At 58.1% G+C, this 13,048-nt stretch carries 7 protein-coding genes; all 7 read left to right on the top strand.

Annotated elements, in window-relative coordinates:
• Positions 1 to 23 precede the first annotated feature (23 nt).
• The 7 genes from tssH (at position 24) to OJ965_RS13410 (ending at position 13,048) form a co-directional block, all read left to right on the top strand.
• Positions 24 to 2,633 carry a type VI secretion system ATPase TssH gene (gene tssH, locus OJ965_RS13440; protein ID WP_265136309.1) on the top strand — a complete coding sequence of 870 codons (2,610 nt, stop codon included), beginning with the start codon at positions 24 to 26 and terminating at the stop codon, positions 2,631 to 2,633.
• A gap of 27 nt (positions 2,634 to 2,660) precedes the next feature.
• On the top strand, positions 2,661 to 4,163 hold the full coding sequence (locus tag OJ965_RS13435; protein ID WP_167428354.1) for a serine/threonine protein kinase: 1,503 nt from the start codon (positions 2,661 to 2,663) through the stop codon (positions 4,161 to 4,163).
• Between the two features lie 16 nt (positions 4,164 to 4,179).
• Complete coding sequence (gene tssI, locus OJ965_RS13430) at positions 4,180 to 6,897, top strand: type VI secretion system tip protein TssI/VgrG (protein ID WP_265136305.1); 2,718 nt, start codon at positions 4,180 to 4,182, stop codon at positions 6,895 to 6,897.
• A 13-nt stretch (positions 6,898 to 6,910) separates the two neighbouring features.
• Positions 6,911 to 7,471: a hypothetical protein gene (locus OJ965_RS13425; protein WP_150030054.1), complete on the top strand. Its 561-nt coding sequence runs from the start codon at positions 6,911 to 6,913 to the stop codon at positions 7,469 to 7,471.
• Between the two features lie 329 nt (positions 7,472 to 7,800).
• A complete protein-coding gene (locus tag OJ965_RS13420; protein WP_265136301.1) occupies positions 7,801 to 8,163 on the top strand; it encodes a hypothetical protein in 363 nt (120 codons plus the stop codon).
• Positions 8,164 to 8,221: 58 nt separating this feature from the next.
• Positions 8,222 to 8,662, top strand: coding sequence for a DUF1795 domain-containing protein (locus OJ965_RS13415; RefSeq protein WP_265136299.1), 441 nt, complete (start codon positions 8,222 to 8,224; stop codon positions 8,660 to 8,662).
• A 3-nt stretch (positions 8,663 to 8,665) separates the two neighbouring features.
• Entirely contained in the window at positions 8,666 to 13,048 is a 4,383-nt protein-coding gene (locus OJ965_RS13410) for an RHS repeat-associated core domain-containing protein (RefSeq protein WP_265136298.1), read from the top strand.

The following is a 13,048-nucleotide window of genomic DNA, read 5'->3' as shown; positions in this document are numbered from 1 at the left end:
TCTTTCATTGAAGAGAGTCCCTTATGTCAGAAATCAGCCGTGCCGTCCTGTTCGGCAAACTGGATACGCTGTTATTTACCTCGCTGGAAAGCGCCACCGCCTTTTGCAAACTGCGCGGCAATCCCTATGTTGAACTGGTGCACTGGCTGCATCAGCTGATGCAGCAGCAGGATGGCGACTTACAGCAGGTCATCACACATTTTTCACTGGATGAAAAGGCCCTGACTCAGGACATTGTCGCTGCGCTGGATCGCCTGCCGCGCGGCGCCAGTGCGGTCTCCGACCTCTCTGAGCATATCGACAGCGCCGTTGAGCGGGCGTGGGTTTACGCCTCACTGAAATATGGCGCAACCCGCATTCGCGGCGGTCATCTGCTCATCGGCATCCTAAAAACCTTTAACCTCGCCAGCGTGCTGAAAGGCATTTCCGGTCAGTTTGCCCGGATTAACGCCGATGCCCTGCTGGCGGAGTTCGACACGCTGCTCGGCAACAGCAAAGAAGCGCAGCAGGCGCTGAGCGCACCGCAGGATGCCGCAGGCGCACCGCCAGCCGCCAGCGGCAGCACGCTGGCGCAGTATGGCCAGGACCTGACGGCACGCGCCCGTGCGGGAAGTATCGATCCGGTGACCGGGCGTGATGAGGAGATCCGCCAGATGGTCGATATCCTGATGCGTCGCCGCCAGAACAACCCGCTGCTGACCGGCGAAGCGGGCGTCGGCAAAACGGCGGTGGTCGAGGGCCTTGCCCTGCGTATCGCAGCGGGCGATGTGCCTGCGCCGCTGCGCGACGTGCAGCTCTGGCTGCTGGATATCGGTCTGCTGCAGGCCGGTGCCGGGATGAAAGGGGAGTTTGAGGCGCGACTGCAGGCGCTGATCAATGAGGTGCAGTCCAGCCCGACGCCGATTGTGCTGTTTGTGGATGAGATCCACACCCTGGTCGGCGCGGGGGGGCAGCAGGGCACCGGCGACGCCGCCAACCTGCTGAAACCGGCGCTGGCGCGTGGCCAGCTGCGCACCATCGGCGCGACCACCTGGGCGGAATATAAAAAGTATATCGAGAAAGATCCGGCGCTGACCCGACGCTTCCAGACCGTGCAGGTGCAGGAGCCAGATGAGGCCAGAGCGATTCTGATGCTGCGCAGCACCGTCAGCGCACTGGAGAAGCATCACCGGGTGCTGCTGCTGGATGATGCGGTCAGCGCAGCGGTGAAACTCTCGCATCGCTACATCCCGGCGCGTCAGTTACCTGATAAAGCCGTGGCGCTGCTGGATACGGCCTGTGCCCGCGTGGCGGTCAGTCAGGGCGCGCAGCCCGCGGCACTGGAGGATTGTCTGCACCGTCTGGCCGCGCTGGAGATTGAAGCGGAGATTGTGGAACGTGAAATCCGCGTCGGCCTCGGTGACGTGACCCGCCAGCAGGCGATTGCCGGAGAGCGTGCGGCGCTGGAAGCGGAACATGATGCGCTGCAACAGCGCTGGCTGCAGGAGCGCGAACTGGTCGAGACGCTGATTGCGCTGCGCGCCCGCTGTGCCACCGAAGAGGATGCGGCGCTGCGTGAACAGCGCGATGCCACACAGCAGCAGCTGACTGCGCTGCAGGGTGACACGCCGCTGCTCTTCGCTGCCGTCGATTCGGGCGTGGTCGCCGCTGTGGTCTCTGACTGGACCGGCATTCCGCTGGGCCGGATGGTGAAGAATGAGATCGACGCCGTACTCAATCTGGCGGACACCCTGAACCAGCGCGTTATCGGCCAGCGTCACGGTCTGGATCTGATCGCGAAGCGGGTTCGCACCACGCGCGCCCGCCTCGACAACCCCAACAAACCGGCGGGCGTCTTTATGCTGTGCGGGCCGTCGGGCGTGGGTAAAACCGAGACCGCGCTGGCGCTGGCCGAGTCGCTGTATGGTGGCGAGCAGAACATCATCACCATCAATATGAGCGAGTTTCAGGAGGCGCACACCGTTTCGACGCTGAAAGGGGCCCCGCCGGGCTATGTGGGTTACGGCGAAGGTGGCGTGCTGACCGAAGCGGTGCGCCGTCGCCCTTACAGCGTGGTGCTGCTGGATGAAATTGAGAAAGCTCATCCCGATGTGCATGAGCTCTTCTTCCAGGTGTTCGACAAGGGCTGGATGGAAGATGGCGAAGGGCGTCACATCGACTTCCGCAATACCATCATCATTCTGACCTCGAATGTCGGCACGCAGCTTATCAGCGCGATGTGCGCCGATCCGGAACTGATGCCCGATCCTGACGCCCTCAGCGCCGCCCTGCGTAAGCCGCTGCTGGAGGTGTTCCCGCCTGCGCTGCTGGGTCGTCTGCTGGTGGTGCCGTACTACCCGCTCAGCGATGACATGCTGGCGGAGATTGTGCGGCTGCAGCTGGCGCGCATTGTGCGTCGTCTCGCCGACAATCACGGCATTGAGGCGGAGATCGACGAGTCGGTGGTGAATCAGATCGTGCAGCGCTGCACCGAAGTGGAGTCGGGCGGACGCATGGTCGATGCCATCCTCACCAACACGCTGTTACCGCAGATGAGCCAGATACTGCTCAGCGCCCACGCCCGCGATGAACGCTATCGCCGCGTTGCCGTGCGCTGTGAGCAGGGCGAATTTGTCTGCCAGTTCGCTGTTTAAAGCCTAGTCATCAGAGAGTTTTCGAATATGTCGGAACATGATCAACCCCTGAATGTCCCCAACGCCCTGCCGCTGGGTTACCGCTTCAATGAATTTGAGATTAAAGAGGTCATCGGCGGTGGCGGCTTTGGCATCGTCTATCGCGCCTGGGACCACCAGCTGGAACGCGATATCGCCATCAAAGAGTTCATGCCCGCCTCGCTGGCGGTGCGCAGCGATGATCTCAACCTGGTGCTGCGCAGTGAGCGTTTCAGCAAAACCTTTCACGCCGGGCTGAACAGCTTTATCCAGGAGGCGCGGCTGCTGGCCCGCTTCAATCATCCCAACCTGCTGCACGTGCTGCGGTTCTGGGTGCAGAACGACACCGCCTATATGGGCACGGTGTTCTACAGCGGCACCACGCTCTCGACCTTCCGTGAACGTCAGCCGCAGTCGGTGAATGAATCCTGGATCCGCCGCCTGCTGCCACCGCTGCTGGGGGCGATTAAAACCATCCATGAAGCGGGCTATCTGCACCGTGACATCTCGCTGGATAACATCCAGATCCAGAGCAGCGGTGAGCCGATCCTGCTGGACTTCGGGTCAGCGCGTAAAACCATCGGCAACCTCTCCGATGAGAGCGAGACCATGCTGCGTCCCGGCTATGCGCCGATTGAGCAGTACAGCGACAACGATGAGAGCGAGCAGGGCGCATGGACCGATATCTACGCGCTGGGCGCGGTGTTGCACACGCTGATCACGGGCGCGCCGCCGCCGGTGAGCGTGGTGCGCAGCATCGAAGATAACTACCAGCCGCTGGTGCAGCGTCGTCTGGCGGGGTACTCCTCTGCGCTGCTCAGCGCTGTCGATCGTGCGCTGGCGCTGAAACCGGAAGATCGTCCGCAGAGCATTGATGACTTTGCGGCGCTGATGGCGCTGCCGGAACGTGAACCGGAGCCGCTGCTCAGCGCAAAAATGAGCGGGCCGGGCACCATGCTGGTGCCGATCGAAGAAGAGGAGGCGGTCAGCCCCGACTCGCGACTGAAAACGCTGCTGGGCCACCGCTTTGCCCTGCCGGGCCTGGTGGCCGCGGGCGTGCTGGTCGGGCTGTGCGCCGGTCTGCTGATGTCGCGTGGTGATGAACAGACGGCCCCGGCGGAGACCGCGCAAAACAGCGCACCTGCTGTCACCGTCGCGCCGGTTAATCAGCCGGTGGCTGCGCCACCGACGCAGGCTGAGACCCCGCCGGATAGCGTTGCCAGCACCCCGGCTCAGACAACCGCGCCAGCGCAGACCGCCGCACGTGAACCCGATCCTCAACCAGCCCCGCCAGCCGCCCCGGTGGCGCAGGTCTACATTCGCCTGCAGCAGGGTGAACGGGTTCAGGTGAACGGTCAGCCGCAGGCGCTGGTGCCTGCGGTCAATGGCTTTGCCACACTGCAGCTGGCGCCGGGCAACTACACCTTTGCCATCAGTGGCCAGAGCGGCACCCGTCAGCAGACGCTGAACGTCAGCGAAGAAGGCGTCTGGTTGCTTGATCCACACAGTTAATAGTCAGGGATTACTTATGTTCTCACGCATTACCGCACAGCTGCCGGCGGACGGCCTGCTGTTCCACACGCTCAAGGGCACCGAGGCGCTGTCGCACCCGTTTGTGCTCACCGCCGAGCTGCTCTCCACCGACGCGCGCATCGACCGTCACGCCCTGCTGGGCCAGCCGGTGACGTTCACGCTGCCGACCGACGGCCTGATGAGCGCGCTGAGCCCGCGCTACCTCAACGGTAAAATCACCCGGGTGGCGGTGCGCAGCCAGGAGCTGAACGGCACGCGCTACGCGTGCTATGAGCTGACGGTGGAGCCGGACCTGTGGCCGATGAAGCGGGACCGCAACCTGCGCATCTTCCAGAGCCAGACGGTGCCGCAGATAGTGCAGACGCTGCTGAAGGAGTACGGGGTGAGCGTCGAGACGCGGCTGGCGGGCAGCTACCGGGTGTGGGAGTACTGCGTGCAGTATCAGGAGAGCAGCCTGGACTTCATCAGCCGCCTGATGGAGCTGGAGGGGATGTACTACTTCTTCCGCCACGAGGCGGACAAACACACGCTGGTGCTGTGCGACGCGCCGGACCAGCACCAGGCGTTTCCGGGCTACGGGACCATCGCCTATCACGTCACGCCGTCGGGGGGCGTGGTGACGGAGGAGGGCATCAGCCAGTGGTCGCTGTCGGAGAGCGTGACGCCGGGGATGTACAGCACCGACGACTACGACTTCCGCAAGCCGAACGCGTGGATGCTGCAGGCGCGGCAGAACCCGGCGTCGCCGGTGCCGGGCGCGGTGGACGTCTACGACTGGCCGGGACACTTTGTGGACCACAGCCACGGCGAGTCCTACGCGCGCATCCGTCAGGAGGTGTGGCAGGCGGAGCACCACCGCGTCAGCGGGTCGGGCACGGCCACCGGCATCGCGCCGGGGTACACCTTCTCGGTCCTCAACGCGCCGCACTTCAGCGACAACGGCGAATACCTGGTGACCTCGGCGACCTATGACTTCGCCGAGAACCCCTACGCCAGCGGCGGCGGCGGGGAGAGCCGCCACAACATTGACTTCACGGTGCTGCCGTCGTCGGTGACGTGGCGCACGCCGCCGGAGACGCCGTGGCCGAAGACGCACGGCCCGCAGACGGCGAAGGTGGTGGGGCCGAAGGGGGAGTCCATCTGGACGGACCGCTACGGGCGGGTGAAGGTGAAGTTCCACTGGGACCGCCTGGCGAAGGGTGATGACACCAGCTCCTGCTGGGTGCGCGTCTCCAGCGCCTGGGCGGGCCAGGGGTTCGGCGGTGTGCAGATCCCGCGCGTTAACGACGAGGTGGTGGTGGACTTCATCAACGGCGATCCGGACCGTCCGCTGATCATTGGTCGGGTGTATAACGAGGCGAGCATGCCGCCGTGGGCGCTGCCGGCGGCGGCGACGCAGATGGGGTTCCTGAGCCGGTCGAAGGACGGCACGGCGGACACCGCGAACGCGCTGAGGTTTGAGGATAAGGCGGGTGAAGAGCACCTCTGGATCCAGGCGCAGAAGAACATGGATACACATGTTAAAAATGACGCCAGCCATTCAGTCGCTAATAATCACAGCCATTACGCAGGTGGCAATGAGCTTTACCGTGTCGAAACGAACCGTGTCCACGGTGTAAAAGGTGGCGAAGAGCAACTGACCGGTAAGGGTAAACTTGATGCGGTAGTCGATACCTATGTAGTGGGTTCAGGCACTCAACTTCGCCTGGAATGCGGAGAGAGCGCTATCGAACTTAACGCGAATGGCCAGATAAATATCGTCGGCAAGGGATTCAATATTTTCGTGCAGGGCGATGGGCATATCACCACATCCGGCGGCAAACTGAATCTGAACACAGATGGCGCTAAACCGGGCACAAGCGCCCCGGGTTCAGGTCATAAACAGAACATCAGCCAGGCCGTAGAGAACCTTTTCCCGCCGAAGCAGAAAGGGCAGGCGGCACCCGCTGCGCCAAAGACTGCGGCGGCACCGGCGAAAGGGGCGGCAGCGCCGCTAGCCAATGCTGCTTCTGGCGATAAGAAAAGCAAATATGACTACTCGGTAGATGAGATGGTCAAAAAACAAAAAGGCCTAAAAGACAGGCCATTGAAATGGGATAAAACCAGTAAAGGCTTCGTAGATGCTACCGAGGGCGATATCAAAAAATATGTCGATCCTGCCAACCACATGGAAGGCAAAGACAAATATCAGTTTGTAGATCTTTCCTCCTCATCCGGGATCAGCAAAGAGGATATGAGCACTTTCCTTAAGGATAAAGGCACACTGTCCGGTCAGGAACAGACGTATCTGGATGCGGCTAAAAAATATAACGTCAATGAAGCGTATCTGGCCGCCCATTCAGCGCTGGAGACGGGAAATGGCACCAGTGAGTTAGCTAAAGGTGTCATGGTCAATGGAACCAAAGTTTATAATATGTACGGCATAGGTGCGCTGGATCACAATGCGGTGCAAACTGGCGCTAACTACGCTTATAAACAGGGCTGGACAACACCCGCTAAGGCCATTGATGGTGGTGCTAAGTGGATATCTGATAAGTTTGTTGGCTCTGGTCAGAATACTTTGTATAAAATGCGCTGGAATCCGGCCGCACCGGGAACACATCAATATGCGACAGATGTTAACTGGGCTACGGCTCAGACAACCAGCATGAAGAAAATTTTCGACAGTTTTCCGAATGCGAATCTTTCTTTTGACATACCTGAGTTTAAGTAAGGGACTGATAAATATGATTTTTTCTATGAGAAAGGCTGTATTGTTGTTTGCGCTGCTGTTCCCTGCCGTTCAGGTAAATCTGGCTACTGCAGCGGCAAGCCTTACGGCCCCTGCTGCCTTAACAGCCGCTGACTTTAGCGTGATAATCAATAATCATCCTTTTACATTAGGTGATAAATGGAGCGATGAAACTCAGAAGCAGGCGGGCAAGCAGTTAAGTGAAAACTTTGTTGGCGATGTGCCTGCCGGTGACATCAGCTATAAGTACTACCAGCACAAATATGATGGCTTTGAAATCTACACCGCGAACCTGTTCTGGCAAAAAGAGCAGCGTGATTTCGACAGCTATCTTATTGCACAGATAACCATCGACACTCCTGCGATTAAAACCGCCAGAGGGGTTGGACCCGGTGATAGTCAGGATGTGCTGATCAGTAAATATGGTCAGGGTACAGTCGATGACAGTGATAATCAGCACTGGTTATATTATGACGCTGATAACAAACGCATGTCATTTCAGCTAGAGCATAATAAAATCGGTCACATTATGATGACGATTAATACGGATGAATAATAGAATGCTGCGTGATGCGTCACGCAGGATTTGACTGGATTTTAAATATTAATTCTCGGTTGAGAGATACCATGCTCAACATCAGTTTTAATTGCTTACTCTTGCGAAATATAAGTCAATGAAATAAATGCCATGTTCACTCAATGCCATATTGTAGATATATAACAGCATGCCATCTGGCGAGTTGAATAATTCTATAAAATAACAGTTTGGTTAGCATGGTGAAACGGTGATAACTAATTAATCAAGTGGAGTTGTGAAGCTATTTATTAGCGTGATAAGTTTGGTGATGTTTATAGTTTTCCCAATAGAATTCATGACGGGTTAAAATGATTAAAGTCTTATGCATTTCAGTGATTTTATTTCCACTGATATCCTCTGCAAATAATTTTTGTCAACAGAAGGCTAGCAACGCCAATGCAAAAGGCGTGCGTCTCGATAATACAGATAATGTCTACAAAGTGGATGGGTCAGGACGGCTACAATTTTATTCTGCACCTGATGGGCGTTGTGCAGAGAAAGACGTTTTTGTGGTGCCTGGTGATAAGTTATATGCTTACGTTGAATATGGAAAATATTACAGCGTAATGTATGTGGCTAATGACGGAAATCAGGCCAATGGCTGGGTCGAAAAATTCCGATTAGTTGAAACACACGCGGGTATCGCACCCGATTATAATGCAAATAAATAGTTAGTCCCTCTGCTCTAAGTATCAACCCATTTTCACTTCCCCCATATGGATATCTATTATGCATTACCAATTCAATGAGGGCGCTTTTGCGCTTTTTCCTGCTGCCTGGCAGGACAACACCATGAACATTCTGCGCGATGAGGCCAGTGGACTGGCGTGGGTGGTGAGTCGTGGTGTTATTGCAGAAGGCAGTGATGCAGAAAAAGAATTTCAGCGTCAGTGGGACACATTGCGGAGCCAGATGGGGCACATTCAGCAGAGTGAATTTATTCCTGTGATGGCCGGTGTGAATAACACCTTACCTGCGACAGAAGTTGAAACCCTGTTTGATCGTAACGGACAACAGGTGTGGCAGAAACAGCTGGCTGCACAGGTTCCTGAGTCGAACATCTTTATGATTTTTACGCTCTCCGCGATGCGCCCATTCAATGAGGAAGACGGTCAGCGCTGGCAGGCTTTCAAACAAAGCCTGAGTCTGAATACGCCACGGAAAGATTAACTTATGGATAACCATGCGGCCCGCGTGGGCGACGAGATCATTCATTCCAGCATTTTCGCTGATATCACCAGTGTTGTGGCTGAAGGGGCGGCTTATGCCGTCATCGGGGCTGCGGTAGGAGCGGCGGCAACACTGGCTGCGCCTTTACTGGGCGCCGGCATGGCGGCGGCCGGGGTTGCCGCTATCGGTTCCAGCTGTCTGCTCAGCGGCATCATTGGCGGTGTGTTAGCCAATGCTGCGGGCCTGTCGGACGACATCTCTGAAGCGGCAGAGGGGCTGGGCGACATGATATTCCCGCCTTCACCCGCCGGAGTGATCGCCAGCGGTTCAGACAACGTACGCGTGAATGGTCTTATGGCCGCACGCGCGGCCGGGATGATGACGCCGGATGAGACACCGCCACCGGAACCGCAATCACCGCAGAGCTTCGCGGACTACGGCGGCATGCTGCTCTCTGCGGTGGGCCAGTTCGGCAGTGCTATGTGGCAGCCCACGGTCGCCTCCGCCGATGCGGGGAGCTCTCCGCTTGAGCAGGATAAAGTGGCCTGTGAAAAACACAGTGCGCCGCAGTATCTGGCTCAGGGTTCGAAAAGCGTTTTTATCAATGGCCAGCCTGCGGTGCGGGCAAAGGACAAAACGACCTGTGATGCCACGGTAAGTGATGCTGTTTCTCCCAATGTCATCATCGGGGGTGAAACCGTTACGGTCAGAGAGATCAAAAGTGGCAAGGTGCCGGGTCTCGCGGTCATGATGATCGGCCTTTCGCTCATACGCGGTCGCCCCAGCCAGATCCTGAAAAATATGCCCTGTGCGCTGGCCGGTGCGGCGGGAGGCATGATGGCGGATATGTCCATCAACGCCGCCTTCTCATCGCTATTCCCGGTTCATGCCGCAACCGGCGTCAAGGTCCTTAATGATGATGCCGAACGCGATTTCTCTCTTCCCGGCCGTTTCCCGCTCAGTTTTCAGCGCAGCTATAACAGCCTGACTCAGCGCGCAGGTCTGTTCGGTCAGGGCTGGGCCACGGTGTTTGACAGCTATCTGACGCTGGAAGGCAACCGGGCAACCTGGTTTGACGACAACGGGCGCGAGCTGAGCTTTGACGTTCCCGGTGAAAAAGAGGTGCTCTACAGCATCAGCGAAGGGCTGATGGTGCGGCGCAGCGAGACTGGCGATATCGCTATTGCCGATGACGACGGTGCGGTATGGCGACTTTACCGGCGCACGGCCGCCAATCCGCAGGTGCTGCGGCTGGCGTCACTCAGCGACGAGTACGGCAACGCGCTGGAGACGGGCTGGGATGAACAGGCCCGTCTGGTGCGTATCCATGACGCGCCGCTGGCGATTGACGTCACGCTGCACTACGACGACAGACAGCATCCGCGGCGACCGACGTCAGCCAGCCATTTTGATGGCGAGCAGCACTGGCCTCTGACGCGCTGGACCTACAGCCAACAGGGCCAGCTTGCCAGCGTGACCGATGCGGCAGGCGTTGTTACCCGCCGGTTCCGTTACAACGTCGACGGACTGATGGTCTGGCATCAGCTGCCCGGCGGGCTGGAAAGTGAATACCGCTGGCAGAAGCTGGATCACTGGCGCGTGGTTGAGAACCGCACCAATAGCGGTGACGGCTGCCGCATGCATTACGATCTCGAGGCGGGTATCACGCGCGTGTCGACCTATGACGGTCAGCAGCGCGAACACCACTGGAACGCCGCGGGTCTCATCACCTGTTTCATCGATGAGCGGGGCGAGAAGTGGCGCTATGAGTGGGATGAAAACGAACTCCTGACGCGCCGCATCGATCCGCTGGGCAACGCGGTGAGTTTCACCTATGACGATCTGGGCAACCGCGTTGAAGAGAAAGATGCTGACGGCGGTGTGCAGGCGGTGCAATGGCTGTCACATCGTGCGCTGCCCACCGTGGTTGCCGGAGCGGATGGTTCCACGACGAAATACTATTACGACCCCCATCACGGTCTTGAGCGCGTCGTTGATGCGCTCGGGCAAAGCACGCTCTATAAGCGGGATGAATCCGGGCTGGTTGTCGAGGAGATCGACGCAGCAGGTAACAGCTTTCGCCGGGAGTTTAACGATGCCGGACAGGTTATCCGTGAAACCGACTGTTCAGGGCTGACCACGCGCTACCGTTATCATCCTCTGGGCTGGCTCAGCTGTGTCATTGCGCCGGATGGTGAAGAAACCCGTTATCACTATGACGCCGCAGGCCGTCCTCTTCAGCTGGAGCGCGCAGAGGGCTGGGAAGAGCGACTGCACTGGAGTGAAAACGGCCTGCCGCTGGCCCATGAGTCGGCGGATGGCAACCGCAGTGAATTCCGTTACGACAATGTCGGACGACTGATCGCCAACCGCAACGCACAGGGTGAGACGGTTCAGCGAAGCTGGGACAGCCGTGGCCGCCTAACGGCGCTGAAAAACGAGAACGGTGAGCAGTACCAGTTCGAATGGGGCGCAGACTCTCTGTTGCTGGCTCAGGTGGGACTGGATGGTGTTGCCACGCGATACGACTATGACGCGGCGGGCCGCACGCTATCGCGTACCTTTGCCGCCGGCCATCCTCAGGCCATCACCCATCATTACCACTGGAGCCGCGCGGGGCAACTGCTGGCGCGAACCACGCCGGAGGGTCAGACGCGCTACCACTACAGCGGTGTCGGCCAGCTCGATAAAGTGTCGCAGCATCTGCCGCTGTCTGACACCGAGTGGAGCCAGCAGGCTGAGCAGGAGATTACCTTTAAATATGATGCGCTGGGCCGCATCGTTGCTGAACAGGGGGAGCAGGGCGAACTGGCGTGGGCGTATGACGCGCTGGGTAACTGCAAGGCCTTAACCCTGCCGGATGGTCGCAACCTGAAGCAGCTTTATTACGGTAGCGGCCATTTGCTGAGCATCGCACTGGACAATCTGCCGGTCACCGAGTTTACCCGTGACACCCTGCACCGGGAACTGAGCCGCACGCAGGGCGGCCTGACCATGCGCAGTGAATATGACCGCTCAGGCAGACTGCGCCGCCGTGACGTGTTCAGGGGTGAAGCACAGCGACCTGCGCCGCGCGTCTTGTCCCGCCGGCGCGACTTCGATTACGGTAACAACCTGATCCGCGAAGAGCGTGACGATAATCCGTTCAGCCAGACGTTATGGCACTACGATAACGCCGGCCGGCTGTTGTCCCAGGATGGTGCGCAGCCGGGTAATGAGCAGTGGCGCTGGGATGGCGCAGGCAATCCGCTGGATCGCCATAGTGCTGCCCACGTCATGCATAACCGCGTCACTGAACTGAACGGTATCCGCTGGCAGTATGACATTCATGGCCGCACCACTGAGAAAGATGACGGCCAGACCCGCTGGCGCTATCGCTACGATGGTGAGCATCGCCTGACAGAGGTGATCAGCGAGCCGCGGGACCGTAACAAGCCACGCACGAAGGTGAGTTTCCGTTATGATCCGCTGGGACGTCGCATCAGTAAAACCAGCCAGCAGCTGTTACAGGGAAGACCATCTGGTAACGCCGCAACGACGCGCTTCGTGTGGGAAGGTTATCGTCTGCTGCAGGAGATCCACGACGGCACTCCCCTGACCTACGTTTACAGCGACAGCCAGAGCTATGAACCGCTGGCCCGTATTGATGGTGTGGAAAGCCCGGAAATTTACTGGTTCCATAATGCAGCCAACGGGATGCCGGAACTGCTGACTGACGCGGAAGGGCAAAAAGCCTGGGAAGGGATCAACAGCCCGTGGGGCAAACTGCTGCGTGAGTCCAGCCAGCGGCTGCCTGCCGTGCAGCAGAACCTGCGTATGCAGGGCCAGTACCTGGATCGTGAAACCGGACTGCACTACAATCTGTTTCGTTACTATGACCCGGACAGTGGACGGTTTACCCAGCAGGACCCGATAGGGCTGGCGGGCGGGATCAACCTTTACCAGTATGCGCCGAATGCGCTGGGTTGGGTGGATCCGTGGGGGTTGAGTAAGTGTGAAACGGGTTTTTTATATCGGGGTGATAAAAGGGCACCAAATGTTATTTTTCGCGAAGGATTTAAACCCCTTGGCGATAGTTTAGATCTTCTTTTACATGCCAGAGATAACAGATCACCACCGAGTCATTTCGTCAGCACATCATCCGATATAGAGGTAGCGCAAAATTTTGCTGCACGAGATGAACAAAAAGGCTTTGTTTATGCTATTCGAGCACAACAAAACGCCATTGATGTTAACAAAGCGTTGGGTAAAGATACTCCGTTCCCTGATGAGGTTGAAATGGCTGTTCCCGGTGGGATCTCAAGTAAAGATATTTTAGGGGTTACTCCGGTGAACGGGGATGGTAGTTTTGTAGGATTCAGTTTTATAAATTTTTTGGGGGGGTAA

The sequence above is a fragment of the Pantoea anthophila genome (assembly GCF_026104315.1).
GTDB lineage: Bacteria > Pseudomonadota > Gammaproteobacteria > Enterobacterales > Enterobacteriaceae > Pantoea > Pantoea anthophila.
The sequence above is the reverse complement of the archived record's forward strand: the minus strand, read 5'-3'. Positions and strand labels throughout refer to the sequence as shown.